Origin of the sequence: Streptomyces manipurensis, assembly GCF_049570255.1 — a bacterium.
Lineage (GTDB): Bacteria > Actinomycetota > Actinomycetes > Streptomycetales > Streptomycetaceae > Streptomyces > Streptomyces manipurensis.
This window is the reverse complement of sequence record NZ_CP186950.1, coordinates 557,009-582,086: the sequence shown is the minus strand read 5'-3', so window position 1 is coordinate 582,086 and position 25,078 is coordinate 557,009. Positions and strand designations below refer to the sequence as shown.

Sequence of the window (25,078 nt, the reverse complement as noted above, 5' to 3'; positions counted from 1 at the left end):
GTGGCCGGAGGGGTTCCCGTGCGCCGGTCCGCACCGCACCGCGGACCGGCCGCGTCCTCAGTCCGCCGCGGGCCGTCCCGCGCGGGACGTGCGGCCGAGGAGCGCGGCGGTCGCCCGGACGTGGGGGTGCCCGTCCCCCAGCACCTCCGCGCGCAGCGGCAGCAGCTCCCGCAGCCGTGTCCGGGCCGCCGCGCCCCGCCCCGCCGCGAGCTCCCAGACGGCCAGTTCGTGGCAGGCCAGGAGAGTGGCCGGATGCCGGTCGCCCTGCACCCCGCGCCGCAGCGCGAGCAGCACCGCCAGCTGGTCCGCGGCGAGGCCCGGATCGCCCGCGGCGCCGGTGCAACGGGCCAGCTCCTGGCGTGAGTCGAGGGTGTGCGGATGGTCGCCGCCGAGCAGCCGGGTCCGGGCCGCGCACACGTCGCCCAGCAGCCGGGCGGCCGTCGCCGGCTCTCCGGCGCCGCCGATGTGCCGGGCGAGCTCGTGCTCGGTGGCCAGGGTGCCGGGATGGTCCGCGCCCAGCACCCGCAGCCGGACCGCGAGCAGCTCCTCCAGCATCCCCAGCGCCGTTGCCCCGCAGCCGCTCTCCGCCGTCCAGTGGGCCAGGGCGTGGCGGGCCTCCAGGGTGACCGGGTGGGACATCCCCAGCATCCGGCCGCGCAGCCGCACCAGGTCCCGGAACTCCGCGGCCGCCGCCCGCGGCTCGCCCGCCTCGCCGGTCCAGCGGGCCAGCAGCCCGCGGGTCAGGAGGCTCTCCGGATGGTCGGGTCCCAGCCCGCGCTCGAAGGCGGCGAGCAGGCCCACCAGGACCCGGCGGGCCTCCCGGGGCCTGCCCGCTTCGCCCAGGGCCTCGGCCCTGTCGCGCTTCGCCGTGAGCCGGCGCCGGTCGAGGAGGTGCGCATCGTCCCGTTCCACACTCACGTCCATGTCTCGTGACGGCAGAGAACACGCTGTCCGACGGCAGCGCGCAAGCCTACGGGCGGCGGCCCGCCGACGAGAAGGAGGCTTCTGCCCCCATGGCGGAAAAGACCCGGTCCAGCGGGTCGTTTCGGTGCGGGTGCGGACCGTACGGGAAGACCTCCCGGGCCCGGTCCAGCTCCTCGGGCCGCGGCGGGCGGGGCGCCTGCGGGGCGAGGCCGACGAACAGCGGCCGGGCGCCGGCGCGTTCGTAGGCGGCGAGCTTGTGGTGTCCGTCGAGGAGGTAGCCCGCCCGGCTGTCCACGGTGGGGAACAGCACCACCAGCGCCGGCAGGGCGCCCCCGGCGCGGATGAGGTCCCCGTACCGGCGCACCGCCGCGTGGTCGGACGGCGGCCGGAAATCGGTGGTCACCAAGGCGAGTTCCTCGTCGGCGTACCGGCCCTCGGTCCGGCGGCCGTCGGGGCGGACGACCCGCAGCAGATCCGGAGCCACCGCCGCCGTCATCACGTACCGTCCCGGGGCCAGCAGCGACAGCAGGGGCCGTAGCCGCCCCGGATCCGGCGGACCGACGAGGCCGGTGACCGGATCGGGGACCAGGCCGGGCGCGCCCAGCCAGGCGGCGAGCGACCTGACCTCGGCGATGCCGGGCGCCCCCGCACCGGCGCGGGCCGCCAGCCGGCCGAGGCTGCCGCAGCCGTCACCGGCTTCCAGCAGCGCCGGATCGCCGGCCAGCAGGAGCAGGCTGCCGTCCGCGTCCCCCGTCACCTCCACGGCGCCGAGTCCGTCGGGGACGTCGACGCACACGGAGGACGGGGGCGGGGGCGAGGGCGGGGGTGGCTTGCGGATCACCGGCCGATCCTACGGCCGCCCCTCGCGCCGCTCAGCAGACCGGCACCCCGGGCACCTGGTTCTCGGGGCTGCTGAGGTAGATGTTGGTCATGTAGCCGCCGTACTGGGGCAGGTGGGCCCACCAGTCGTTGAGGTACGGCGGCTGGCTGACCTGCTGCCCGCGCTTCTGGCAGCCCACCAGGACCTCCACTCCGGCGGGCAGCGTGGTCATCGCGCCGGAGGCGGTCGTCGCCTGGGTGCGGACCCGGACCCCGCTGCCCCAGGTGCCGATCCACGTACCGGCGGGACGGGAGGCGCCGGGCACGTTCAGGGAACGGGTCAGCCGCCCGATGTCCGTGTAGGCCTTGCCGTACGAGGTCCCGCCGGGGTGCAGGGTGAAGACGGCCACGATGGAACGGTCGCCCGTGCCCACCACACCGGTGGTGTGCAGTGCCGGACGGGAGAGGTCCACGGCGTCGGCGCCCGCCGGCGCCGGGGCGGCTCCCTCCGGTTCGGCGGCTGTGGCCGCCGCCTTGGCGGTCGTCGCCGTGCAGCCGCCCGAACTGAAGCCCGACCAGCCCTGCTTGACCGCCCAGGGCCGGTTGAAGGAACCGGCGATCCCGAAGTGCTGGTCGTAGCCGTCGGTGGCGCAGCGGGTGGACTGCCGCAGGTCGCCGAGGAGGTAGTCGCGGGTGGCCGCCGGCGCCGAGTCCAGCAGATGGCGGTAGATCTTCACGGTGTCCCGGGCCGAGAGGGCCGTGTAGCCCCAGTAGCCGGGGTGCGTGGCCGGCGGGCGGGCGGTGTCGGTCAGACCGAGCCGGGCGACCATCCGGTCGACGATCGCCCCCGAGCCGTTGTTCGCCCAGAAGGTACTCGCGGCCGTGTCGTCGCTGCCGCGCAGCATGGTGTCGATCCGGGCCCGGTCGGCGGCCGGGAGGGCGTCGGGGCTGCGGTTCCAGAGCACGTCCAGCGCGATCAGCAGCTTCACCACCGACGCCGACCTGAACTGCGCCGAGGTGTTGAGCTGTTCGGTGAAAGTGCCGGTCTGGCGGTCGAAGACGGCGACGCCGGCCGTCACACCGGCGGGCACCTCGGCCTGCGCCGCCGCCGGGCGCGGCGGCGGGGACTCGGCGAAGGCGGCGGAGGTGGTGGTCGCGGTGGTGCACACGAGCGCGGCGAGGGCGGCGGTCAGCACGCCCGCCCGCATCGTGCCGCGGGCGCTCTTCAAGGTCGTCATGATCGTCCTCGGGATCGGTGGAGCCGGTGTGTCCGGTGGAATCGGCGGAAGAGGGGAGGGAACTGAAGGCGGAGGTGGGGCCCGCGGTGGAGACCGGGGCGGCGGCCGCGGTGAAGCCGGCGAGGGCCGGAACGCCGGATGCCCCGGGGCCGCGGCGGGTCCCGGGGCATCCGGCCGGCGCGGGCCGTCCGTCAGCAGTTCGGCAGGCCCGAGTCCCGCTCGTCGTTGCCGCCGCCGACGAGGAAGATCTCGCTCATGTAGGCGGACTTGGCCATGCCGACGGCCGGGGTCTTGACCCACCAGGTGTGCCAGTACTCGCCGTAGGTCGCGCGGCCGCCCTTGACCTGGCACAGCACCCTGAGCACGCCGCCGTCGGGCGAAGTGGCGCTGACCGGGGCCTGCGGATCGGGGGCGGTGCGCAGATTGACGTTCGACCCCCAGATCGGGCACAGGAACGTGCCCGGATAGTTCCGGTCGGGGGTGCAGGGCGCCGAGTCGGCGGCCTGCGCGGACGAGGTGAGACCGGGGGAGAGGAGCAGCGCGGAGGCGAGAGCCACGGCCGCGGCACCCCTCCTGCCGGCGAGGGCGCCGGTCAGCACGTGCCCACGCCCGGCAGCCAGGCGGCGGGGTGGTCGATGTAGATGTTCGAGATGAAGCCGCCGAGCGCCGGGATGTAGGACCAGGCGTCGTTGGTGTAGCCCTCGGCGGTGACCGGGTCGCCCTTCTTCTGGCACTGCACGTAGACCGGCGTCGGCCCGGTCAGCGTGCGCACGACCGTCGCGTTCAGCCGGGCGTCGGCGCGGACCCGGACCGAGGTGCCCCAGGTGGTGAAGTTCGTACCGGGGGTTCCGCTGCCCGGGGTGCACGGCAGGCTCACACCCCGCTCGGCCAGATAGGCGACCGGGTCCATGCCCCGGGTGCTGGCCGTGGAGGAGTGCGCCTCGAAGTGCAGGTGCGGCCCGGTGGACTGGCCCTCGGAGCCCATCCGCGCGATCAGCTGACCGCTGCTCACCCGCTGGTTCACGGAGACGAGACGCTCGTACATGTGGCCGTACTCGGTGACGGTGCCGTCGTCGTGCTTGATGCGGATCCACTGGCCGTAGCCGCTGGCGGTGCCGGAGACGATGACGGTGCCGGGCCCGGTGGAGTGGATCGGCGTACCGCGGTTGTTGGCGATGTCGACGCCGTCGTGGCCGGAGTGCCACCCCTGGGTCACCGTGCCGGCCGTCGGGCAGGAGCCGGCGTAGCCGGTGGCCTTGGCGGGAGCGGCGGCGGCCTGGCCGGCCGCGAGCGGGACCAGCCCGGCCGCGGTGACCGCGGCGACGAGCAGGCCGATGGACTGGGTGCGCTTCAGTGTGCGCATGGCGGGTCTCCTTCGAGAGAGCGAGGGGTGACGAGAGGTGTGGGATCCGGACGGTGCGGTGGAACGGCGCGTCGGCGGGGCGAACCGCGTCAGCAGGTGGGAACCCCGGGCAGCCAGGCGGCCGGGTCGTCGATGTAGATGTTCGAGATCCACGCGTTGTACTTGGGCAGGTACGACCAGGCGTCGTTGGTGTAGCCCTCGGCGGTGACCGTCTCTCCGCGCGCCTGGCAGAGCACGTCCACGGCCGTGGGGCCGGGCAGCCTGCTCACGGGAGGCTTCCGGGTGCCGGGTTCGGGACGCAGGCTCACATCGGTGCCCCAGGTCATGAACCGCTTGGTGTTCGCGGGCGGCTGCCCGGTGCCGGCGATGCGCAGGGCGCCCGCGTACTGCGCGTTGAGCCGTACGTCGCTGACCATCACGAGCGTCCCCGACTCCCGGGCCTCGACCATCTTGCCGTTGCCGAGGTAGACGGCGATGTGGTGGACGCTGCCGAGGTTGGCCGGGTCCGATCCCCACAGCAGCAGATCGCCCGGCTGCAGCGGAGCGATTCCCCGGGTGCGGTCGAACCGGGCGGTGGCGCCGCTCCACCGGGCCTGGTTCCACGTCCCCTCGGGCAGGGCGATGCCCGCACCCTGCCAGGCCGCGTACTGCACCAGGTGCGAGCAGTCGAAGCCCTTCACCCGGCTGTCGTGGGCGCCGGGACCACCGCCTGGATAGTCCTGGCCGAACGTCGGCCCGTGGATCGAACCGCCGCCCCAGGAGTACGGGACCCCGATCTGCGAGCAGGCGGCGTTGACGATCGCCTGTGCCTGGGCGGACGCGTCCGCCAGGGCGCGGCAGTCGGCGGCGGCCGCTGTCGCCGCGGAGGCCGGCGCGGAGGCGGCCATCGCCGTGCCGGTACAGGTCAGGGCGGTGGCGAGGAGCAGTCCTCCCGCCGTCGCGAGGGTGCGGTGGGCGCGGTGCATGGTTTCCCCCTGGAGTGGTCGGCGCGATGTGCGCCGGTGCGGTGCGGTGCGGGTCGGTGGTGGCCGGTGCGGCCGGTGCTAGGCGGCGAGTGCGGCGCGGATCTTGGCGAGGCCGCGCATGCGGTTGCGCTGCACCGTGCCGCGGTGGGCGCCGAGCCGTTCCCCCGCCATGTCGTGGGTCAGGCCCTCGAGGTCGACGAGGATCACGGCCGCCGCCTCCTTGGGGGACAGCCCGCGCAGCAGCGCGGCCGTCACCGCCTCGGCCTCCCGGCCGGCGAAGCCGCCGTCCCAGCCGTGTTCCGGCAGCCGGTCGGTGCAGCGTTCCTGGCGCGAGGGGTGCCGCCACAGGTCGCGCAGCAGGTTCAGCGCCGCCGCACAGGTGTAGGCGTACGGCTGCTGCTGACGCGTCAGGGTGCGGGCACGGGCCCGGCGGGAGAGCCGCAGGTACGTCTCCTGCAACAGGTCGTCGGCGTCGTGCGGATTGCCGGTGAGGACCAGCAGCCGGCGCCGCAGCCTCGGCATCACGGCGGTGAACGCCTCGTCGAACTCGGCGGCGGTCATGTGGTCGGCGAAGCCCGTCCCGACGGTGCCGCTGCCGGTGCCCGTACTCGTGGTGGGTTCCTGCGTGGGCGCCGGTATCGGCGTCTGCGTCTGCGTCGTGCTGCGGGTGTACTCCACGGTGTTCCCCCGGGGTCCGGCTGTTCTCAGGCTGTGGTGGGGTTCAGGGAGGCGGGACCGTACTTGGCCGCCGGCGCGTCGGTCAGCAGCGCCCAGTACCGGTCCCCGTACGACCAGTGCCACCACTCGGTCGGGTAGTTGACGAACCCCGCGGCCGTCATGGCCCGGCCCATCGCCGCCCGGTGGGCGCGGGCGTCGGCGCCGACGTTGGGGGCGGCGGTGCGGCAGCCGCCCGCGCTCTCCTCGGGGGTGGCGTTGACCTCCGTACCGAGGGACAGTTCGACACCGTCCTCGGTGCACAGCGTCAGGTCCACCGCGCCACCGCTGACGTGCGGGGCGACCTCCGGGGGCGAGATGTAGGCGCTGGCCAGCTCGCGGATCCGGTCCGGTCCGGCGTCGGGATGGGCCGTGCGCAGCGTCGCCGCGTACTCGTCGAAGTAGCGGCGCTGCAGTGCGGGCGGCCGGAAGCCCTCCACCACGAGCAGACGCAGCCCCGCCGGCAGCGCCTCCTGGGCGAGGAGGAGCCGGCGCAGCACGTCGGCCCGCAGATGGGCGTACGAGCCGTCGTCGTCCGTCTTCCGCGTGTCGATCCGCAGTGCGGCGAACTCCCTTGCGTCGATCAGGGGTTCACCGTTCTCGGTGACACGCGTGGCGGCGACCCGTGGGTCCGAGAGAAGGATGATGTCCGTCACGCTCACAGCGTCGGGCCGGGCGTTGCAGGATCGCTGCAGATCCTCTGCAGGACGCATGCAGCGCCGGGAACGGGCCACCCGGATCGGGCGACCCGATGGTTTCGGCCACCCTGCGCTCCACATCCGCCCTCCGTGAAACCGGAGGTCCGGTGCAACGCGTTCATCTCAGTGGGGACCGACACGTTGTCCCCGACTGCGGTACGCGAAATCGGGGGACACGGTGGACGTTCGCCTTCTGGGCCCGGTCGAGGTGTGGAGCGGGGGGCGCCGGATCGCGCTGAAGGGCGCAAAACCGACGGGGATGCTCGCGGCCCTCGTCGTCTATCTCGGCGAGGTGCTGTCCGTCGAGCGGCTGGTCGATCTGGTCTGGGAGGAGGAGCCGCCCGCCACCGCGCGGGCGCTCGTCGCCTCGCACGTCTCCGGCCTGCGCCGGGTCCTGGCCGGTACGGAGGGTGCGGAGGCCATCCGGACCCGCCCGCCGGGCTACGTCGCGGAGTTCCCGTCCGAGACCGTGGACGCCCGGTGCTTCGAGAGGGCGTTCGCGGCCGGCCGGGAGGCGGCCGTACGGGGCCGGGCCGAGGAGGCCGTCGAGATCCTCCAGGCGGCGTCGCGCCTGTGGCGCGGCCGGGACGCCCTGGAAGGCCTCGGCCAGTCCTTCGCCCGTGTCGAGGCCATGCGACTCACGGAACTCCGCCTGGAGGCACAGGAGTTCCGCTTCTCCGCCGAACTGGACCTGGACCGCCGCACCGACCTCGTCTCCGAACTCGTCGCCCACGTCGCTGCCCACCCCCTCCGGGAGCGCCCGCGCGGCCAGCTGATGACCGCACTGTTCCGCACCGGCCGGATGTCCGACGCGCTGCGCTGCTACGACGAGGGGCGCCGGCTGCTCCGTACGGAACTGGGCGCGGACCCCGGCCCCGAGCTGCGGGCGCTGCACCAGGCGCTGCTGCGGGCGGACACGACGGTGCTGGGAGCGCCGGTGCCCCGGAGGGCCGCGCCCGCCGGGAGGCCGGCCGAACCCGCGGCGGCAGCCGCCCCCCGGCCGGGATCGGACTCGGACCCGGAATCGGGTCCGGGCTCCGGCGAAGAGGCGTCGGGAGTCCGCCGGGCCGACCGCTCGCACCACGGCACCGGCCATCCGGTGCCCACCCAACTCCCGCCCGACGCAGCCGACTTCATGGGGCGTGCCGAACAGACGGCCTGGGCCACCGCCCTGCTCGAGGAGGTCCGCAACCCGACGCGCACCGCGCCGCCGATCGGGGTGATCTCCGGCCGGTCGGGCACCGGCAAGACCGCCCTGGCCGTCCACGTGGGGCACCGCACCGCCGCGCTCTTCCCCGACGGACAGCTCTTCGTGGACCTGCGCGCCTCGGACTCCGAGCCGGTCCGGACCGCGGACGCCCTGGCCCGACTGCTCCGCACCCTCGGGGTGGACCCCGAGACCCCGGCGCGCGACGAGGAGGACCTCCTCGGGCTGTACCGGACGCACATCGCGCGCCGCCGGGTCCTCCTCGTCCTCGACAACGCTGTCAACGAGGCGCTGCTGCGCCCGCTGCTCCCGCCGGGCGGCGGCTCGGCCGTGCTGATCACCGCCCGCCGCCGGCTCGTCGCGCTGGAGGGGGCGGCCCACCTCGATCTGGGGGTGCCGTCCGAACCGGAGGCCCTGGACCTGCTCGCCCGGGTGGCCGGTCCGGCCCGGCCCGCGCTGGAGCCCGACCGGGCCGCCGAGATCGTCGCACTGTGCGGCCGGCTCCCGCTCGCGGTCCGCATCGCCGGCGCCCGTCTCGCCGCCCGCCCCCACTGGACGCCGGCGCGGCTGGTGTCGCGCCTGCGGGACGAGCGCCGTCGGCTGGACGAGCTGCAGGCGGGCGACCTCGAAGTCCGCGCGAGCCTGGGAATGGGCTACGCGGACCTGGCCGGGCAGGAGCAGCGCGCCCTGCGCCGCCTGGCCCTGATGGATCTGCCGGACTTCGCCGCCTGGGTGGCCGGGCCGCTGCTGGACGTGGGCGAGGACGACGCCGAGGACGCGGTCGAGCAGCTCGTGGACTGCCACTTCGTGGAGGTCGTGGGCACCGACGAGACGGGCAGGACGCGCTACCGGATCCACGACCTGGCGCGCGAGTACGCCCGGGAGCGCTGCCTCGCCGACGAGCCCCGGGAGGACCGGGAGGCGGCGGTCCGCAGGCTGGTCGACCGCTGGCTGGACATGGCCCGCACCGCGGCGGCCCACGCCCCGGGCGGCGCGTCACGCTTCCTCCCGGTCGCCGCCGCGGACGGACCGGCGCGAGCCGCGGACGGGGGGACCTCGCGGGTCACGGAGGGCCTGCAGGAGGCACCGGAGGAGGGCCCGGGCGGGCCGCCGCGGACATCGGACGATCCGGCCGCCTGGTTCGCCGCGGAGCAGCCGTGTCTGCTGGCCGCCGTCATCCACTGCGCGGACCACGGGATGTTCGACGCCGCCCGCGAGCTCGCGGCCACCCTCATGGCCGCTTCCGTGGCCCTCTACAACCGGTTCGAGGCCTGGTCGCGCTCGCACGAGGCGGCCCTGGCCGCCGTACGCCGGGGCGGGGACGCCGAGGGCGAGGCCTGGCTCCTGAACGGGCTGGGCCAACTGCGCCTGGAGCAGGACCGCTTCGACGAGGCGCACGCCTTCTTCGCCCGCGCGCTGCGCCTGTTCGAGGAGCGGTCCGTACGCACCGGCTGCGCGGGCGCGCGGGCCGGCATGGGTGCGGCCCGCCGCGAACAGGCCCGCTTCGACGAGGCGCTGCCCCTGCTGACCTCGGCGCTCGGCCTCTACCGGGAGCCGGAGGACGGCTCGGCCATGGCCCACGTGCTCTACGGCATCGGCTCCGTCCACCGGGAGCAGGGCCGCGACGACGAGGCGTGGGAGGCGATCTCCCGGGCCCACCGCCTCTACGTCGGAGCCCGGGACCGGCACGGCGAGGCGCTCGCCCTGCGCTCACTGGGTCTGTGCCACCGGGCGCGCGGGGACCTGACGGGGGCGGCGGCCCTGCTGCGGCGGTCGCTCGCCCTCTTTGAGGAGACGGACGACGTCTTCGGCGTCATGTACGCGAGCCTGTCGCTGGCCAAGGTCGAGTTCCGGCAGGGCCGGACGGCCGGGCCCCGGGAACGGCTCGACCGGTGCCTGGAGATCACCCGCAAGCGTCAGGACATGTTCGGTGAGGCGCTCGTCCTGCGCACCATCGGCGAGTGGCACCTCGCCGTGTCGGACTGGGAGGCGGCGGACGAGACCCTGGGACAGGCCCTCGGACTGTGGGACAAGCTGCAACTCCCGCTGTGGCGCGCCCGCACCCTGCGCGACCTGGCCCGCGTCGCCCTGGCCCGGGGCGGCCGGACGGCGACGGCGCGCGCGCTCGCGGAGGAGGCGTACGAGGTCTTCCGCCGGCTGGGCACCCGCGAAGCGCTGGAACCCCTGGAACCCCTGGAGCCCGTGGAACGCGTGGACCCGGGGGAGGCGCCGGGGCACTGAGGCCGCGTGCGGAGACCGGCGGCCGGCACTCATACGAGGGGCGGCCGCGCCCCGTCGCCCCGGTGACCGGCGCGGCACCCCGCCGCGCGCGACCACTGCCGGGAGAGGCCTCCACCATGAAGAACACGTCACCGCGCACGCTCCGCGCGCTGTCCACGGCTTTCCTCGTCGCCGCCGCGGCGGTGGCGGCCGGTCCCGCGACCGCCTCGGCGACGGAGCGGCCGGCACAGCCCGCGCAGCCCGCCGAGGTCGCCGCCGCGGCGATGGAGTTCACGAAGGTGCACGTCTGGGCGACCGGGGTCAACGTCCGCAACGCCGCCTCGGGGGTCCCCTTCCAGACGTGCAAGACCTTCCCGTCCCGGCAGAACTGCCAGGTCGTGGCCACGGTGTCGAGCACCACGGTGACCGCCTACTGCCAGAAGCAGGGGGAGCCCGTCAGCGACGCGGGATACAGCAGCCGGTGGTGGACGTACGTGGAGTCGCCGAGCGGCATGTGGGGCTGGGTGAACAACGTGTACATCACGGGGGACGAGCACCTGGCGCACGTCAGCGACTGCACGTTCTGACCGGGGGAACTTCCGCGAAGGTCCTGGGCGGTGCGCTCATACGGACGCGCCGCGCCGTCCGTCACCGTGCCGAACGGCAAGCGTTCACGACAGAAGGGAAAGCAATGGGGAAGCGATCCACCGGGCTGGTGGCGACGGGGCTGGCGCTCGGCGCGGCACTCTCCCTCCTCGGCGCCGCCGGAACGGCCGGGGCCGCCCAGGCCGGCACCAGCGGGCACGCGACGACCGTGCAGGCCCACAGCAACCTGCGCGCCGCGCCCAACACCGGCAGCCGGATCTGGGGCACGACGACGAAGGTGACCGAGGCCGGCGTCGAGTGCTACGCGCGCGGCCAGCGGGTCACCGCGGGCGGCTACACCACGGACGTCTGGTACCGCGGCACCGTCATCGACTACGACATCGGCCACATCTACAGCAACGTGTGGATGTGGGGAGGCAACGTGAACGTGGGCGCCGACCCCGCCCCCGGCATCCCCCTCTGCTGACCGCCCCGCCCCCGGCACCCGCCACCACCCACGCCCCGGAGCCCTCCGCCCCCCCGGAGCCCCGGGGCCCGGTCGCGTCCGGGGAGCAGATCCGACGGGCTCGCAGCCACGACCGGCCCCGGCCGGGGAAGCCGTTCGTCAGGCCGTGGGGTTGGACGCGGTGGCGTTGACCAGGTCAGCGCGCCACATGACGATCTGCGTGGTGCCGAGCCCGTGCCAGCCGGTGCCTCGGGCCACGGAGAGGCGGGGGTCCGTCGCCGTCCACCAGCTCAGCCGTTCCTCGTCCTTGGCGCCGACCTCGTAGGGCGCGGTGGTGATCGCCGCGGGCTTCCCGGCGCGGGTCCAGGCGATCAGATGGTCCAGCCAGTCGTGGTCCAGGCCGTTGCTGCCGTACTGCGTGCACGCCCACGGCGTGCACCGGCCGCTACGGCCGCGCTGGAGCCAGCGGGGACAGCAGCCGGACCGGCTCTGCTTGAGGCCCAGCGACTCGGCCCAGGAAGTGATCTGTTCCTGGGCCGCGTCCCGGTCGGCGACGGCCGCCTCGTGCCGGCGGAGTGCCACCTCGGTCCTCGCCCTCGGCGGGGCCGGCCGCCGGAGCCCGTAGGGCCAGCACACCTGTCCGCCCTGTCGGCCGAAGACGCGGGCGGCACGGGTCACCAGGGGCCGTTCGGCGCGCGGCGCGATGCAGCCGTCGCAGGGCCGGGCCCGGCAGCGGGGGCATGCGAGGGCAACGGCGGACTCGGAGTCGCGGGGAAGACAGTCGGCCACGCAGCGACCCTAGGGGCGCGCGGTGGGCGGTACGCCGCATGGACGCGCGGGGGTTCACCCTGACGGGCCTCCGTGTCCGCCCGCGTACGGACCGCGCCCCACCGGTCGGGAGCGCGGATCGCCGTGGACGGCCTCCACGAACTCGGCCAGGTCGCGGTGCGCAACGTCCCCGGCACCCGCGAAGACGCCGAACGGCTCCTGCGCGCCGACTCCGCACCGGAACTCGACACCGCCTTCGAGCAGGCCATGGCCCACGACCCGCTCGCACGCTGGGCGATCAACCACGGCATGTACGTCATGGGCGTGGACACCCCCCGCGCCTTCAGCGCCTCCTACCTCGACTACACCCTCGCCGAACGGATCCGGTGCCCCACCCTCGTGTGCGACGCCGAAGAGGACATGTTCTTCCAGGGCCGGCCCGAGCAGCTCTACGAGCACCTGACCTGCCCCAAGACCTTCATGGAGTTCACCACGGAGGAAGGCGCCGGCGCGCACTGCCGCCCCGGCGCGATGCGCCTGTCCATCGTCCGCATCTGCGACTGGCTCGACGACACCCCCGCCGCCGCGGCCTGACCGGGACCCCGTTCGACCTCGCTGCGCACGCCGATCCTATGATCGATGCCTGCCGACGGGGAGGCGCACCATGTCAGGGAATTCCGAACGGGAACCGGTTCTCGAAACGACGACCAGCGCGGATCAGAACGCGGGTTTGCGACTGAACAGCGGACCGCCGCCCGGCCCGTACGCTCCGGGCGTCACACCGCACGGCCCGTACGCCCCTGGTGTCACATTGCCGGCTGCGGGACCGTACCTCTCGGGCGGATCCCAGGACTTCGCCTCGACGCCGGCCGAGAAGAAGGCCGCGGCCGGCACGATCGAGACGGAGCTGGAGCCGAACACCAAGAAGGCCTCGGAGCACGCCGACGAAGCCACCGGCTCGGCCCAGAAGGGCTTCGACGGCTGGGACACGGCCGCCGGCCTGAAGAAGGTGGCGGAGACCTGGGACCAGCAGGTGAAGACCTTGATGGGCCGCCTCGCCGGCGAGAAGAGCGCCCTGCGCGGAGCCTCCGGCCTCTTCACCCAGAACGACACCGGCCTCAACAACCAGTTCCTGTCGCAGTCGAAGCTGAACGGCCTGTAGGGGGACCGGCGTGCCCACGTACCACGAGATCATGAACACCGACCTGGGCCTGCTGACGACGGCCGCCGCCAAGTGGGACGCGATGGCGGGCGAGATGCACAAGGTCGAGATCCGCTACGGCGAAACCGTGCAGAAGATGTCGACCGGCCAGAACTGGGTCGGTGTCAGCGCCGGCACCGCACAGAGCGGCTTCGCGGCGACCCGCTACGAGTACTCGGCCTCGCAGATCCAGGCCAAGGCCATCGCAAGCCTGCTGCGCGACGCCCACGAGCAGTTCACCGACCTGAAGAAGCGTCTCGAGAGCGCCCGGACCGACGCGATGGCCGCCGGCATGACCGTGTCCGAGCAGGGGCGCGTCGCCTTCGACTACGCCGGGCTCACCCCCGCCGAACGCAGCGCCTACCACCACGACCCCGACGGCGAGACCTCGATCCGTACCGCGGTCGCCAAGTGGCAGCAGCACATCGACGACCGGGTGAAGGCCGTCACCCAGGCGGACCAGCACGTCAAGACAGCCCTCGACGCCGCCGTGGCCGACAGCAACAAGGACAACTTCGGCAAGGGCGCCGACCAGACCCTGAGAGGGTTCAACGCCGGTGCCGAGGGCGACCTGGCGAAGGTCCCGATGCCGGGAACGGCCGACAAGGACGCCACCACCAAAACCGACGGGTGGCAGTCCGAGGGCAAGACCTCGGCGACCGGCCCCGCGGCGGGCGCCGCCGCCTACGGCCCCCAGTACGGCAAGGAGGCCTCGGCCAAGGCCTACGCCGACCTCGGCCACGCCACCGCCGAGGGCTCCCTGACCAACGGGTCCATGAAGCTCTCCGGAATCGCGGACGCCTACGCGGGAGCCCGAGCCACCGCCAACGTCGGATTCACCGACGGCGGCCTCACCGGCAAGGCCGAGGCCTCCGTGGGCGGCCGGGCCCTGGCCGAGGGCCGGGCGGAATACGGTCACATGGGCTACTACATGCGCGGCGAGGGATTCGCCGGAGCAGAGGCCGGAGTCAGCGCCGGGGCCAGCCTGAGCGGCGTCAACGCCGGCGCCAAGGCCTTCGCCGGGGCGAAGGCCACCTACGCGGGAGGCGGAGAACTCGCCGGGATCGGCGCAGGCGGCACGGCCGAGGGATGGGCCGGCGCGGGCGTCGAGGCCAAGGTGACCTTCGGCAAGGGCGAGGACGGCAAATTCCACATCGGCGGCGAGGCCGGCGTGGCCCTCGGCCTCGGCGGAAAGCTGGGCGGAGAGTTCACGGTCGACCCCGCCAAGGTCTCGGCCGCCGCGAGTGACGCGGCCAACGCCGTCGGGGACGCGGCCAACGCGGTCGGCGACGCCGCCGGCTCCGTCAAGGACGAAGTCACCAGCTGGTTCGACTGATGTACGGTGCGAAGGAAGGAAGGACCCCCATGGCCACGACGTTGCCCCTCCCGATCGAGTTCCGCCTGCCGGAGGGCTGGATCCCGGCACCCCCGGACGAGGTCGACGCACCGGCCGCCGCCTTCGTCGCCCTGCACCCGCACGCGGACGCCGGGTTCACCGCCAACATCACCATCGACGGCGACCTCCTCGCGGAGACCGAAACGCTGGAAGGCGTCGCCGACGGCGCCGTGGAGCGCCTGCGCGAGGGCACCGAGTCCGTGACGGTCCTCCAGCGCCGCGGCATCGGTTCCCCCGAGGCCCCCGGGCTCACGCAGCGGCTGGCCCTCACGGCGGTCGTCGCGGGAGTACGCCGCGACCTCGTCCAGTCGCAGGTCTACCTGGCCATGCTCGACAGCACGGACCCGAAGCGGCGCGCCGTGATCCGGATGAACCTCACCGCCACCGCGGCCCAGCACGACGGCGTCCTGGAAGACTTCCAGGACTTCCTGCGCACGGTCCGCCCGGACACCGGGGCCCGCCCGGACACCGGGGCCCGCCCGGACACCGGGCAGGAGCCCCCCGGCGGCACCCCGTGACACCGGGGGCGGATGTTGTGGTCGGGGCCGGAGCTTCGTAGGTTGGCCCGATGGGTTTCTTCGACAGACTGACCGGCACCGAGCACCCCGACCGCGCCACGGCACCCCGCTCCGCCCAGGAGGTCCGGGCGGCGCTGCTCGCGCTGAACGGGCCGGACGTTCCGTTCGTCGTGCGGGGCGGCGAGGCCGAAGGAGCCGACCTCGTGGCGGAATGGCGGATCTCGGATCCCGCCTGGCACACCTTCTTCGTCCGCACCCAGGTCAGCCGGGTCACCCAGTTCAGGATGCGTCTGGTCCCGGCGTCCCACGAGGTCCGCGTCGTCGACCGCCAGTTCGAGGTCTCGTGGATCGGCGGCACCCCCCGGTTGGCCGTGTCGGCCGAAGCCTCGCGCGGGCAGGTGAAGACGGTCTCCTGGCGCCGGTCGCTCGAACGGGGCCCCGAGGGCGGCCTGCAGGCGGAGGAGATCTACCGCTTCGACACCGCGGACCTCAAGGACCCGCTGCGCACCGCGGTCCTCGGCGCGGGCTGGACCTGGCGCGGAGCCCTCTTCAAGCTCTGACCCCTCCCCGGCTCACCGTGCCCGCGCCCGTCACCCGTGGCCCCCGAGCCGTGGCCCCCGGGCCCGGCCCGACCTCATCCAGGAGTCGCCGATGTCCGTCCGCCGCGTCGTACCCAACGTCCGTTCGCAGGCCGCAGGGGAAAGCCGGGATTTCTACGGCCTGCTCGGATTCGAGGAGGTCATGAACCACGGGTGGATCATGACGATGGCCTCCCCGGCCACTCCGGTCGCGCAGATCAGCTTCACGACCGGAGACAGGACGGCACCGGTCACCCCCGACATGAGCGTCGAGGTGGACGACGTGGACGCGGTGTACGAGGCCGTGCGGGGGAGCGGCGCCGAGATCGTCCATCCCCTGCAGGACGAGGATTGGGGGGTGCGCCGGTTCTTCGTCCGCGACCCCAACGGCCTGGTGGTCAACGTCCTGGGCCACCGCTGACCGGAGTGCGCGTCCGGCCGGCGCCCTGCCGGTCTCGTCCTCCTCGGACCCGGCAGGGCGCTTCGGCGGCGGCCGGTTCAGGGGGCCCGTCCCCGGGGGTTCGTCTCGGCGGTCAGTCCCGGCGGGCGACCCGGACGAGCCGGTCGATGACGGCCGCTGCCTCCTCCGGGTGGCGCCGGAGCCTGCGGCCGAGGTGATCCTGGACGGCTTCCCGGACGCAGTGTTGCACCGCGATGTTGCCCAACCGTTCGCTCGCGCAGCCGTCGAACTCGGGATCGTCCAGCTTCACCGACACGACCGCCGTCAGGCCCTCGAGGATCCCATCGGTGTCGAAGTCCGGATCCTCGGGCGTCAGCAGCCCCCGCTCCCGCGCGTACGCGGTGAGGGCCGCCGCCACCCCGGCGCGGAAGCCCCACACGTGTGCACCGCGGGTGGTGGCAGAGCTGTTGGCGAAGCTCTCGACCCGGCCCCCGGGCCCGTCGTACCAGCGGAAGGCGATGTCCATCACCCCCTCCATCCTGGGATCCTCCCGTTCGAAGGAAACGGGTTCCATGGCGGCGGACGCGGTGGTGCGGCCGTCGCGCAGGTCGAGGAAGTCGACGAAGTCCCGCGTCCCGCCCGGGAAGTGGAGCCGTACCGAACGGGCCTCGTCCGGGTCGCGCAGATCGGTCAGGGAGATGTCCAGGCCCCGGTTGAGGAAGGCCAGCTCCCTGAACCGCTCCACCAGCGCGTCGAAGGAGAACTCCACGCTGTCGAAGATCTCGGCGTCCGGCCAGAAGACGAGCGTGGTTCCGCTCGCGGTGGCCTTCCCCGCCTCGGCGAGCGGGGTGGTCGCCAGGCCGCGCGCGTACTCCTGGACCCAGCGGACCCCCTCACGCCGCACCTCGGCCGTCATCCGGTGCGACAGGGCGTTGACGACGCCGGGCCCCACGTCGTACGCCTGGAGCGCCATGTCGCGGCCGCGGCCTTTCCTGACCCCGGTACGGAACCGGGTGAGCAGGGCTTCGAGCCCCGGACCGTCGCCCGCGTCCCCGCTCTCGGAGAGGGGGATGCCCGGCCCGTCGTCGGCGACGCGCACGCCGCCGTCGGGGGTCAGCGTGACGTCGACGGAGGTGGCACGGCCCGCCAGGACCTCGTTCACCGCCCGGTACGCGACCTCGAAGACCATCTGGTGCAGGCCGCGTGGGCCCGTGCTGCCGATGTACATCCCGGGCCGCTTCCGAACGGCTTCCCACCCCTCCAGCACCTGGATGTGGCTGGCGTCGTACATGGTGGCTTCCTCGCTCACGATGTCCCCTCCGGTGGTGTCGAGCAGTACCTACAAGGCTAGGGGGATTCCGGGAAAACACCAGGTCAGAGCCCTTTCCGCGAAGCTCCGGGCGGGGCGGTGGGGAGCCGCCCGGCGGGCGTCGGCCCGGAGTGCGGGCCCAGGCTCCGGAGCGCGGCAGCGGTCTCGCCGAGGGCGTGGACGGGCCCTTCCCGAGCGCTCCCGGGGCCCCGTTCTCAAGTGGTTCGGGCGCCTGGCTCGGCGGGGCCGTACGAACACCGCGCGCACCCAACGTCCGTACGCCGGGCAGGTCGTCGGGATCCCGCTCGCCGATTTCTTGATCGCTCCGGGCAACCGATCATGCCCTCCGTTGGTCGTACAGGGGTCGGGTGTGCTGGAACGCCCGAAACACACGTGAACACGAGGGGGACCATCCTGATGCGGTTGAACCGCACGCACAGCACGCACAGCACGCACAGCACGGCAGTTCGGCGGATCGGAGCGGCTCTGGCCGCCGGTACGGTCGTGCTCGGCGCCGCGACCGCCGCCCAGGCGGCGCCGGTACCGACTCCGGGGACGCCGGGCACCGGGGCCGGCCGGCAGGGCCTGAACCAGCCCGCGGGCACGCCGGATTCCTTCGGCGGTCTCGCCGTTTCCGAGGAGCTCCTCGACACCACGGTCGAGAACGGCCAGAAGCAGAACCTCCGTCTGGGCTTCAAGGTCATCGCCGACAAGCCCGTCCAGGGTGCGGAGCTGGGCGTCCACCTGCCGCCCGGCCTGGAACTGAACCCGGCGGAACGGCCTTCGAACTGCGAGCACTTCAAGGTCGACCCGGTGCGGGAGTACCACGACGAGTACCTGTTCTGCAGCTTCACCGGCACCTTCGAGCCCGGCAAGCACTACCGGCTCGACACGGGCCTGAACGTCACCGCCACCCCCGAGCTGTGGCGCGACTCCCTCTACGTCACCTGGACCCCGGGCGGCAAGCCGATCTACAAGCCGGAGCAGGGCGGGGTCAAGGGAACCGCCGCCGCCCTGAAGGTCGCACCGTCCGAACCGTTCAAGGACTGGGGCTTCTGGGGTCGTGAGGTCGCGGTCGGAAACCCGGCGAACCAGGTCGACTTCACCGTGAACGGGGCGACCGGCAGCGGCCCGGCCGGCGGCCAGGCGCTGCTCAACCCGGGCTGGCAGATCAAGGGCACGGGATCGGTCGCCGTCACGGCCCTCGAAGCCAACGTGGTGGAGACCGAGTTCGTGCTGCCGCCCGGCATCACCTTCGCCGGCGGCCGCACGGGCCCCGAAGGACGCCGGGTGGCGGGCGGCACCGGCGGCTCGGTCAAGGGCATCTTCAAGATCGAGTCGTGGGTCAAGCCGGGCACCTACCACGGCGAGTACCGGTACAAGGTCGACCGCGGCGCCGGCTTCCCCCCGATGGTCGACATCGACCGTGACCTCGGCAACAACAAGGCCGCGCTCACCATCACCGTCACCCCGGCCGAGGGAACGCAGCCCAGCCCGACGGCCTCGGCCTCGGCCTCCCCGAGCCCGTCCGCCTCGGCGACGCCCACGGCCACGGCCTCGGCGACCACCACCACGGCCACCGGCAACACCCCGGGCCCGAACGGCGGTACCGGCGGCAACCTGGCCAACACCGGGTCCGTCGCCCTGACCGCGGGCGGCCTCGCCGCCGCGGCCGTGACGCTGGGCGCAGCCCTGTACGCCACGGCCCGCCGCCGCCGCTCGGCCTAGCGGCACACCGTACGGGACCCGCCGCCGGCCGCCGCTCTCAGGGGCGGCGGCCGGTCCAGGCCACCAGGCGGTCGATGGCCGGGGCCTGGGGGTCCACCTCCACCACGTCGCCGAAGGGGATCCGCCCGCCGCGGGGCTCGGCCGGCAGCGCCCGCCGTACCACGGCGATCACGCGCTCGATGAGCGCCGGGTCCCAGGCGGGGTCCTGTCCGGTGGCCCTGGCCAGGTCCCACGTGTGCACCGTGAGCTCGTGGGTGTAGACGGCCGCGGCGGCCGCGCCCGGCAGGACGCCCATCGGCAGGCGCAGCTGCCGGCCGAGGACGCCCGGATCCGACCACACCTCCGCGACCTCGCGCGCGCCCGGCCCCCAGGCCGCCGCCCAGCCGCCGTCGGCGATCTCGTCGGCGAAGGACGGGACGCTGAACGGGTCCTCGCCGCGCCCGATCACCGCGATCCGGCGTACGACGGCGACGAGGTGGCTCGACAGGCGCCGTACGTCGAACTCCTCGCACGGAGTCGGTGCGTCGTACTGCCCGGGCCGGACGGCGGCCAGCGTACGGCCGGCCAGTGCGACCGCCGCGGCCAGGTCGGTACGCGGGTCGACGGAGGAGGGGACGGCGTCGGTGCGGGTGCTGCCGGTGGAGTCGGACGGGGTCGGGATGAGCTGCTCGGTCGTGTTCATGAGGCGATCCTGCAAGCAAAAGTGGCCATCTCCTGGCCTGTTTCCCCAAGAGAATGAGAGCCCCGGCCGGGCCCCGGCACCCCGGCACCCACGTGAGGAGGAAAGAGGCACATGAGAGCCGACCGGCTGGTGGCGACCCTGCTCTTCCTCCAGGAACGCGGCCGGGTCACCGTCCCCGAAGTGGCCGCCGAACTGGAGGTGTCCGAGCGCACCGCGCGCCGGGACCTGGAGGCCCTGGCAGCAGCGGGCATCCCCGTCTACTCGCAGCGGGGCCGCGGCGGCGGCTGGTCCCTCGTCGGCGGGGCCCGTACCAACCTCACCGGACTGACCGCCGACGAGACCCGGGCGCTGTTCCTCGCCACCGGCCCCCTCTCGGCCACCCCCGAACTGCGCACCACACTGCGCAAACTGGTCCGGGCCCTCCCGCCCACCCTCCAGGAGCAGGCCAGGGCCGCGACCCGCGCGGGGGTCGTCGACGCCACCGACTGGGCCCGCCGCGCCGTCACCGCGGACGGCGCCCACCGCGCCGTGCTCCAGAGCGCCGTCGTGGACGGGATCCGCGTCCGCCTCGGGTACGCGGGCGTCGGGAAGCCGGCCGGCGAACGCACCGTAGATCCCCTCGGACTCGTGGCCAAGGCGGGCGTGGACTACCTGGTCGCCGGCACGGACCAGGGCCTGCGCACCTTCCGGCTCAGCCGGGTCACCTCCGTCGAGCCGACCGGCGAACCGGTGGTCCGGCCGCCCGGCTTCGACCTCGCCACGGTGTGGGAGGAGCTTTCCGGAGCCTTCCAGGACGGCATGCACGCGGTGACCGCCCGGGCCCGCGTCCACCCCGACGCGCTGGGCCTGCTGCAACGGTTCCTCGGCGGCCGCGTCCGCGTCGGAGGCCCGCTGCCCGACGGCTGGACCGAGGTGCGGGTGGACGGTCCGGCGGCCAAGGCGCTGGCGGGCCATCTGGCCGGGCTGGGAGCGCGCGTCGAGGTGCTGGAGCCGCCCGAGGTGCGCCAGTGGCTGGCCCGGATCGGCGCCGAACTGACGGGGACGTACGCGGGGGATGACCTCTGAGCGGGGGGCTCGGGTCAGGGGTTCAGGCGGCCGTAGGCGGCGCGGGCATGGGCGATGCGGGCGGCTGCCGTGCCGGTGGCGGCCGCCGCGAGCAGCGTGGCGATGCGTACGGGGTCGTGCGGGGCGGCCCAGGTGATCTCGCCGATGGGCGGGGCACCGAAGGCGTTGAGGACCGCCCAGCACAGTAGCGCCGTACCCGGTGCGGCGGCGAGGCGGGCGCCGGTGCTGGCGAGGGCGACCACGAGCGAGAGGACGACGAGGCCGGCGGTGGTGCCACCCTGGCGGCCGACGAGGTCGAAGGAGACCACGACGGCCAGTGTCGCCGCCGTGCTCACCGCGCACACCGAGGAGGTCGCGGACAGCTCGGGGACGGGACGGCGGCCGAAGTGCACCGGCTTCCATTCGAGCATCGCTGTCTCCCTCTCCGGAGCCCCGCCGTTGGAGCCCCCGCCATAGTCCACTACCGCGGGTGGTGGTCAGGACGACCGTACGGCGGCCTGGTCCAGGCGATCGGCGAGGGCCGCGGCGAACTCCTCTGCGCGGGACAGCTGGGTTCGGAGCCGGTCGACCTGCTCGGTGGCCGACCGCTCGTACGCGCGGACCCGGTCCAGCATCGCGCCGTTCGGCGTCCACCGGCTCGGCGCCGGAGTCGAGCCGGTCGGTGGCCTCGAGGAGGTCGCGCATCTGATCCAGGGTGAAGCCGAGCGGCTTCATACGGCGGATGACCATCAGCCGGGCGACGTCGGACTCGGTGTAGAGGCGGAAACCGCCCTGGGAGCGCGCCGAGGGGGTGACGAGACCGGTCTCCTCGTAGTGCCGGATCGTGCGCAGGGACAGCTCGGTGCGCGTGGCGACCTCGCCGATCTGCATGTGCCTGTCGTCCACGCCCGTGCTTCCTGCTCGTTCCGGTGACCGCGGGCTCGGGCCCGCTCGTCCGACGTGACCCCACCCCGATCCCTACCCTCACGTCAGGGCAGAGTTGCCGGTCCAGGAGCCAGACCGTGTCGTCCCTCCCCTCCCGGACGTCGTGCCGACGGCGTCCGTCCTCTGGTGCAGATCCGAATCGCCGCAAGAGTGAGCGTGCGCAAGCCCACGACGCCCGTCGCCGCCCCCTGCCCGCCGTGACGCTCCACCGTTCCGCGTGAGCCTGGCCGCTCCTGCCTGGGTCGCAAGAGCGCGGGCCGCGGCTCCACCCCCAGCTCGTTCCGGCCCGTGTCCCGTGGGGCCGTCCGCGGAACGCCGTCCCCCGCCGCACGGCTGCGCGGTCTGCGCCCGGACTGGCTGACCGATCCGAAGGTCTGGCGCACCGAGGTCCTGGCGGGCCTGGTCGTCGCCCTCGCACTCATCCCCGAGGCGATCTCGTTCTCGATCATCGCCGGTGTGGATCCGGCGATCGGACTGTTCACCTCGTTCACGATGGCCGTGGTCATCTCGATCGTCGGCGGCCGCCGCGCGATGATCTCCGCCGCCACCGGAGCCGTCGCACTCGTGATCGCACCCCTGAACCGTGAGCACGGCTTCGGCCACCTGGTCGCCGCGGTCATCCTGGCCGGCGTCTTCCAGATCGTGCTGGGCGCGCTCGGCGTGGCGAAGCTGATGCGCTTCGTCCCCCGCTCGGTGATGGTCGGCTTCGTCAACTCCCTCGCGATCCTGATCTTCATGGCCCAGGTCCCCGAGATGACGGACGTCCCCAGGCCGGTGTATCCCCTGATCGCGGCCGGCCTCGCACTGCTGGTGTTCTTCCCGAAGGTCTCCACGGTGATCCCGGCCCCGCTGGTCTCCATCGCCGGCCGGCCGGTGAGATCACGGTCATGGTCGTCACGGTCGTCTGCGTGGTCGCCACCCACAACCTCGCCGTCGGCGTCGTCGTCGTCGGCTCCGTCACCGCGATGGTCATCTTCGCCCAGCGCGTCGCCCACCTCGCCGAGGCCACGGCCGCCACCGCCCCCGACGGCAGCGGCGTGCGGTACACGGTGACGGGCGAGATGTTCTTCGCCTCCTCCAACGACCTCGTCGGCCGCTTCGCCTACGCGTCGGACCCCGACAAGGTCGTCATCGACCTCTCCCGGGCACAGGTCTGGGACGCCTCCTCCGTCGCCGCCCTCGACGCCGTCGTGGCGAGGAACGCCCAGCGCGGCAAAACCGTCGACCTCGTGGGCCTCAACCGCTCCAGTGCCGAGCTCCTTGGCAGGCTCACCGGCGAACTCGCCGGCCACTGACCGGCGGGGGCGGCCGCAGCATGCCGCTGCGGCCGCCCCGCCGGTTCGATGGCCTCGACGCAACCCGGTGACCCGGTGACCCGGTGACCCGTCAGCCCCGGCCGTTGTCGGACGGAGGGCGTCGCACCGGGACAAGGGCGGCGCCCGAAGCGGGTGTTACCGGCCGTTCTACGGAGGTCGACGGTGCGTGACGGAGCCGGCCCGGCCGCGCGCCGCCCGCGGATCGCGGGGGAGCGTGGCGCAGACCTTGCGGTCCTCCCGGCGGGCGGAGCCGCGCCGTCCCGGAGGCCCGTGCGCATCGGCCGGAGTGCCCGAATCCGCATCGCCTCCGGCGCCGCACGCCTTCTGCCGCGGCTGACGCCGCCGCCACGGACCGTTCCGCCGGACTTCCGCGGCACGTACCGGAGCAGGGCGGGCCCGGACCGCCTGACCGAATTCCATCCCGTGGGATCGCTGGCCGAATGTGGAGCCGCAGTGTTGTCGAGGAATCGGCACCGGGACATGATCACTTCCCGTACGACCTGATGGCCCATTCGAGAGCCGGTGCAGGAGCAGCGAAATACCAAGCGGTTTTGCTCTCTTGCCGTTGCCGTTGCCGGACGCATCGAGGCAGGAGCGGGAGTCGGTGACATGTCGGCTCCGGCAGCTCCTTTTCGCCGCCGCGCCGAAGCCGTGCGCTCTCCTGTTTCACTTTTCAATGAAAGGAATTCCGGGGTTCCATGTACAAACGACGTTCAGGGTTACTCGCCCTCACCACCGCCGGCATCGTGCTGTCCACCGCCGGCCTCACGCCGTCCGTCAGCCACGCAGCCGCCGGTCCGGGCGAGGAGAAGGGCTCCTACGCCGACAGCAACGGCCTCACAGCGGACGACATCAGGCTCATCAACGCGCTCAACGAGGAGGCCCTGGAGCTGGGTCGGACCGGCAAGACCCCTGGTGCGGGCCTGCCGAGCGCCACCGAGTCGCTCAGGGGCTCCGCCGCCGTCGACAGCAGGGTGACGCCGCCCGCCGAGCCGCTGGACCGCATGCCCGACGCGTACCGGGCCTATGGCGACCGGGCCACCACCGGCATCAGCAACTACATACGCAAGTGGCAGCAGGCCTACAGCCACCGCGACGGTCAGATACGGCAGATGACCGAACAGCAGCGGGAGCAGCTGTCGTACGGGTGCGTCGGTGTCACCTGGGTGAATTCAGGTCCCTACCCGACGAACAAACTGGCCTTCGCGTCCTTCGACGAGGAGAAGCACCGGCGCGCTCTGGAGAACGGCAGCCCCCGACCGGGCGAAACACGGGCGGAGTTCGAGGGGCGCGTCGCCAAGCAGAGCTTCGACGAGACAAAGGGATTCAACCGTGCCCGGGACGTGGCGTCCGTCATGAACAAGGCCCTGGAAAGCGCTCACGACGAGAGCACCTACCTGAGCAACCTCAAGGCCGAACTCGCGAAGAACGACGACGCCCTCGCCGCCGAGGACAGCCGCTCGAACTTCTACGCGGCCCTGCGGAACACGCCGTCCTTCAAGGACCGGAACGGGGGCAACCACGACCCGTCCAAGATGAAGGCGGTCATCTACTCGAAGCACTTCTGGAGCGGGCAGGACCCCTTCAGCTCCGCCGACAAGCGCAAGTACGGCGACCCCGAGGCCTTCCGTCCCCACCCGAGCACGGGCCTCGTCGACATGGCGAAGGACAGGAACACCTCCCGCAGCCCCGCCAAGCCGGGCGAGAGCTACGTCAACTTCGACTACGGCTGGTTCGGCGACCAGAAGGAATCGAACCCCGACAACACCGTGTGGACGCACGCCAACCACTACCACTCGCCGGAAGGCGGCATGGGGCCCATGCAGGTGTACGAGAGCAAGTTCCGCAGCTGGTCGGCCGGATACGCGGACTTCGACCGCGGGACGTACGTCGTCACCTTCATACCGAAGAGCTGGAACACCGCGCCCGCCAAGGTGAAGCAGGGTTGGCCGTAACCGCTCGCCCCCTCAGGCGTCGAAGCGGCGGCCGGGCCC

General features: G+C 73.4%; 24 protein-coding genes and 2 pseudogenes. 13 read left to right on the top strand and 13 right to left on the bottom strand.

Annotated elements, in window-relative coordinates:
- Positions 1-57 precede the first annotated feature (57 nt).
- The 8 genes from ACPU2J_RS02835 to ACPU2J_RS02800 all read right to left on the bottom strand — a co-directional run bounded on the left by ACPU2J_RS02835 (position 58) and on the right by ACPU2J_RS02800 (position 6,679).
- On the bottom strand, positions 58-912 hold the full coding sequence (locus ACPU2J_RS02835) for a tetratricopeptide repeat protein (protein ID WP_423832667.1): 855 nt from the start codon (positions 910-912) through the stop codon (positions 58-60).
- Positions 913-970: 58 nt separating this feature from the next.
- Positions 971-1,765 (bottom strand): hypothetical protein, encoded by a 795-nt coding sequence (locus tag ACPU2J_RS02830; protein ID WP_420081873.1) that lies wholly within the window; start codon positions 1,763-1,765, stop codon positions 971-973.
- 31 nt (positions 1,766-1,796) lie between these two features.
- On the bottom strand, positions 1,797-2,981 hold the full coding sequence (locus ACPU2J_RS02825; RefSeq protein WP_420081874.1) for a hypothetical protein: 1,185 nt from the start codon (positions 2,979-2,981) through the stop codon (positions 1,797-1,799).
- A gap of 191 nt (positions 2,982-3,172) precedes the next feature.
- Positions 3,173-3,538 (bottom strand): hypothetical protein, encoded by a 366-nt coding sequence (locus tag ACPU2J_RS02820; RefSeq protein WP_420081875.1) that lies wholly within the window; start codon positions 3,536-3,538, stop codon positions 3,173-3,175.
- Positions 3,539-3,573: 35 nt separating this feature from the next.
- Positions 3,574-4,344 carry a M23 family metallopeptidase gene (locus tag ACPU2J_RS02815; RefSeq protein ID WP_361597315.1) on the bottom strand — a complete coding sequence of 257 codons (771 nt, stop codon included), beginning with the start codon at positions 4,342-4,344 and terminating at the stop codon, positions 3,574-3,576.
- A gap of 89 nt (positions 4,345-4,433) precedes the next feature.
- On the bottom strand, positions 4,434-5,309 hold the full coding sequence (locus tag ACPU2J_RS02810; RefSeq protein WP_423832666.1) for an NlpC/P60 family protein: 876 nt from the start codon (positions 5,307-5,309) through the stop codon (positions 4,434-4,436).
- Positions 5,310-5,387: 78 nt separating this feature from the next.
- Positions 5,388-5,870: an RNA polymerase sigma factor gene (locus ACPU2J_RS02805; protein WP_361597337.1), complete on the bottom strand. Its 483-nt coding sequence runs from the start codon at positions 5,868-5,870 to the stop codon at positions 5,388-5,390.
- A 143-nt stretch (positions 5,871-6,013) separates the two neighbouring features.
- On the bottom strand, positions 6,014-6,679 hold the full coding sequence (locus ACPU2J_RS02800; RefSeq protein WP_420081878.1) for a M15 family metallopeptidase: 666 nt from the start codon (positions 6,677-6,679) through the stop codon (positions 6,014-6,016).
- A 220-nt stretch (positions 6,680-6,899) separates the two neighbouring features.
- Here ACPU2J_RS02800 and ACPU2J_RS02795 point away from each other — a divergent pair, with 220 nt between their 5' ends.
- The 3 genes from ACPU2J_RS02795 to ACPU2J_RS02785 all read left to right on the top strand — a co-directional run bounded on the left by ACPU2J_RS02795 (position 6,900) and on the right by ACPU2J_RS02785 (position 11,220).
- Positions 6,900-10,169, top strand: a complete 3,270-nt coding sequence (locus ACPU2J_RS02795) for an AfsR/SARP family transcriptional regulator (protein WP_423832665.1) — start codon at positions 6,900-6,902, stop codon at positions 10,167-10,169.
- Positions 10,170-10,285: 116 nt separating this feature from the next.
- Complete coding sequence (locus ACPU2J_RS02790; protein WP_423832664.1) at positions 10,286-10,735, top strand: hypothetical protein; 450 nt, start codon at positions 10,286-10,288, stop codon at positions 10,733-10,735.
- Positions 10,736-10,839: 104 nt separating this feature from the next.
- On the top strand, positions 10,840-11,220 hold the full coding sequence (locus ACPU2J_RS02785) for a hypothetical protein (protein WP_423832663.1): 381 nt from the start codon (positions 10,840-10,842) through the stop codon (positions 11,218-11,220).
- A 138-nt stretch (positions 11,221-11,358) separates the two neighbouring features.
- Here ACPU2J_RS02785 and ACPU2J_RS02780 read toward each other — a convergent pair whose 3' ends face one another.
- Positions 11,359-11,988, bottom strand: coding sequence for a hypothetical protein (locus tag ACPU2J_RS02780; protein ID WP_420081881.1), 630 nt, complete (start codon positions 11,986-11,988; stop codon positions 11,359-11,361).
- Positions 11,989-12,111: 123 nt separating this feature from the next.
- Between ACPU2J_RS02780 and ACPU2J_RS02775 the strand changes: the two genes are divergently transcribed.
- The 6 genes from ACPU2J_RS02775 (at position 12,112) to ACPU2J_RS02750 (ending at position 16,081) form a co-directional block, all read left to right on the top strand.
- Complete coding sequence (locus ACPU2J_RS02775; protein WP_423832662.1) at positions 12,112-12,561, top strand: hypothetical protein; 450 nt, start codon at positions 12,112-12,114, stop codon at positions 12,559-12,561.
- Between the two features lie 217 nt (positions 12,562-12,778).
- A complete protein-coding gene (locus tag ACPU2J_RS02770; protein WP_420081883.1) occupies positions 12,779-13,129 on the top strand; it encodes a hypothetical protein in 351 nt (116 codons plus the stop codon).
- 10 nt (positions 13,130-13,139) lie between these two features.
- The gene (locus tag ACPU2J_RS02765) at positions 13,140-14,504 is read left to right on the top strand and encodes a hypothetical protein (protein WP_420081884.1); all 1,365 of its coding nucleotides are present in this window, start codon (positions 13,140-13,142) and stop codon (positions 14,502-14,504) included.
- Positions 14,505-14,533: 29 nt separating this feature from the next.
- On the top strand, positions 14,534-15,082 hold the full coding sequence (locus ACPU2J_RS02760) for a hypothetical protein (RefSeq protein WP_423832661.1): 549 nt from the start codon (positions 14,534-14,536) through the stop codon (positions 15,080-15,082).
- Between the two features lie 50 nt (positions 15,083-15,132).
- Positions 15,133-15,642, top strand: coding sequence for a hypothetical protein (locus ACPU2J_RS02755; RefSeq protein WP_420081886.1), 510 nt, complete (start codon positions 15,133-15,135; stop codon positions 15,640-15,642).
- 91 nt (positions 15,643-15,733) lie between these two features.
- Positions 15,734-16,081: a VOC family protein gene (locus ACPU2J_RS02750; RefSeq protein ID WP_423832660.1), complete on the top strand. Its 348-nt coding sequence runs from the start codon at positions 15,734-15,736 to the stop codon at positions 16,079-16,081.
- Between the two features lie 112 nt (positions 16,082-16,193).
- Here ACPU2J_RS02750 and ACPU2J_RS02745 read toward each other — a convergent pair whose 3' ends face one another.
- Positions 16,194-17,369 carry a DNA gyrase subunit B gene (locus ACPU2J_RS02745; protein ID WP_423832659.1) on the bottom strand — a complete coding sequence of 392 codons (1,176 nt, stop codon included), beginning with the start codon at positions 17,367-17,369 and terminating at the stop codon, positions 16,194-16,196.
- Between the two features lie 423 nt (positions 17,370-17,792).
- On the opposite strand from ACPU2J_RS02745, the gene ACPU2J_RS02740 reads away from it, so the two are divergent.
- The gene (locus tag ACPU2J_RS02740; RefSeq protein ID WP_423832658.1) at positions 17,793-19,097 is read left to right on the top strand and encodes a hypothetical protein; all 1,305 of its coding nucleotides are present in this window, start codon (positions 17,793-17,795) and stop codon (positions 19,095-19,097) included.
- Between the two features lie 37 nt (positions 19,098-19,134).
- Here ACPU2J_RS02740 and ACPU2J_RS02735 read toward each other — a convergent pair whose 3' ends face one another.
- A complete protein-coding gene (locus ACPU2J_RS02735) occupies positions 19,135-19,779 on the bottom strand; it encodes a TIGR03086 family metal-binding protein (protein ID WP_420081890.1) in 645 nt (214 codons plus the stop codon).
- 111 nt (positions 19,780-19,890) lie between these two features.
- Here ACPU2J_RS02735 and ACPU2J_RS02730 point away from each other — a divergent pair, with 111 nt between their 5' ends.
- On the top strand, positions 19,891-20,844 hold the full coding sequence (locus ACPU2J_RS02730; RefSeq protein ID WP_423832657.1) for a helix-turn-helix transcriptional regulator: 954 nt from the start codon (positions 19,891-19,893) through the stop codon (positions 20,842-20,844).
- Positions 20,845-20,858: 14 nt separating this feature from the next.
- Here the strand turns inward: ACPU2J_RS02730 and ACPU2J_RS02725 are convergent, their stop codons facing one another.
- Positions 20,859-21,254 carry a DUF4118 domain-containing protein gene (locus ACPU2J_RS02725; protein WP_423832656.1) on the bottom strand — a complete coding sequence of 132 codons (396 nt, stop codon included), beginning with the start codon at positions 21,252-21,254 and terminating at the stop codon, positions 20,859-20,861.
- 66 nt (positions 21,255-21,320) lie between these two features.
- Positions 21,321-21,729: pseudogene (locus ACPU2J_RS02720) on the bottom strand (MerR family transcriptional regulator).
- A gap of 327 nt (positions 21,730-22,056) precedes the next feature.
- Between ACPU2J_RS02720 and ACPU2J_RS02715 the strand changes: the two are divergent.
- Positions 22,057-23,063 (top strand): annotated as a pseudogene (locus ACPU2J_RS02715) (SulP family inorganic anion transporter).
- A 719-nt stretch (positions 23,064-23,782) separates the two neighbouring features.
- Positions 23,783-25,039 carry a protein-glutamine gamma-glutamyltransferase gene (locus ACPU2J_RS02710; RefSeq protein ID WP_423832655.1) on the top strand — a complete coding sequence of 419 codons (1,257 nt, stop codon included), beginning with the start codon at positions 23,783-23,785 and terminating at the stop codon, positions 25,037-25,039.
- The last annotated feature ends 39 nt before the right edge of the window (positions 25,040-25,078 follow it).

Excerpts from the sequence above, each read along its gene's own strand:
- ACPU2J_RS02825 (WP_420081874.1), bottom strand. The coding sequence starts at position 2,981 with ATGACGACCTTGAAGAGCGCCCGCGGCACGATGCGGGCGGGCGTGCTG.
- ACPU2J_RS02790 (WP_423832664.1), top strand. The coding sequence starts at position 10,286 with ATGAAGAACACGTCACCGCGCACGCTCCGCGCGCTGTCCACGGCTTTC.
- ACPU2J_RS02730 (WP_423832657.1), top strand. The coding sequence starts at position 19,891 with ATGAGAGCCGACCGGCTGGTGGCGACCCTGCTCTTCCTCCAGGAACGC.
- ACPU2J_RS02805 (WP_361597337.1), bottom strand. The coding sequence starts at position 5,870 with ATGACCGCCGCCGAGTTCGACGAGGCGTTCACCGCCGTGATGCCGAGG.
- ACPU2J_RS02725 (WP_423832656.1), bottom strand. The coding sequence starts at position 21,254 with ATGCTCGAATGGAAGCCGGTGCACTTCGGCCGCCGTCCCGTCCCCGAG.
- ACPU2J_RS02710 (WP_423832655.1), top strand. The coding sequence starts at position 23,783 with ATGTACAAACGACGTTCAGGGTTACTCGCCCTCACCACCGCCGGCATC.
- ACPU2J_RS02755 (WP_420081886.1), top strand. The coding sequence starts at position 15,133 with ATGGGTTTCTTCGACAGACTGACCGGCACCGAGCACCCCGACCGCGCC.
- ACPU2J_RS02750 (WP_423832660.1), top strand. The coding sequence starts at position 15,734 with ATGTCCGTCCGCCGCGTCGTACCCAACGTCCGTTCGCAGGCCGCAGGG.
- ACPU2J_RS02815 (WP_361597315.1), bottom strand. The coding sequence starts at position 4,344 with ATGCGCACACTGAAGCGCACCCAGTCCATCGGCCTGCTCGTCGCCGCG.
- ACPU2J_RS02760 (WP_423832661.1), top strand. The coding sequence starts at position 14,534 with ATGGCCACGACGTTGCCCCTCCCGATCGAGTTCCGCCTGCCGGAGGGC.
- ACPU2J_RS02785 (WP_423832663.1), top strand. The coding sequence starts at position 10,840 with ATGGGGAAGCGATCCACCGGGCTGGTGGCGACGGGGCTGGCGCTCGGC.
- ACPU2J_RS02735 (WP_420081890.1), bottom strand. The coding sequence starts at position 19,779 with ATGAACACGACCGAGCAGCTCATCCCGACCCCGTCCGACTCCACCGGC.
- ACPU2J_RS02810 (WP_423832666.1), bottom strand. The coding sequence starts at position 5,309 with ATGCACCGCGCCCACCGCACCCTCGCGACGGCGGGAGGACTGCTCCTC.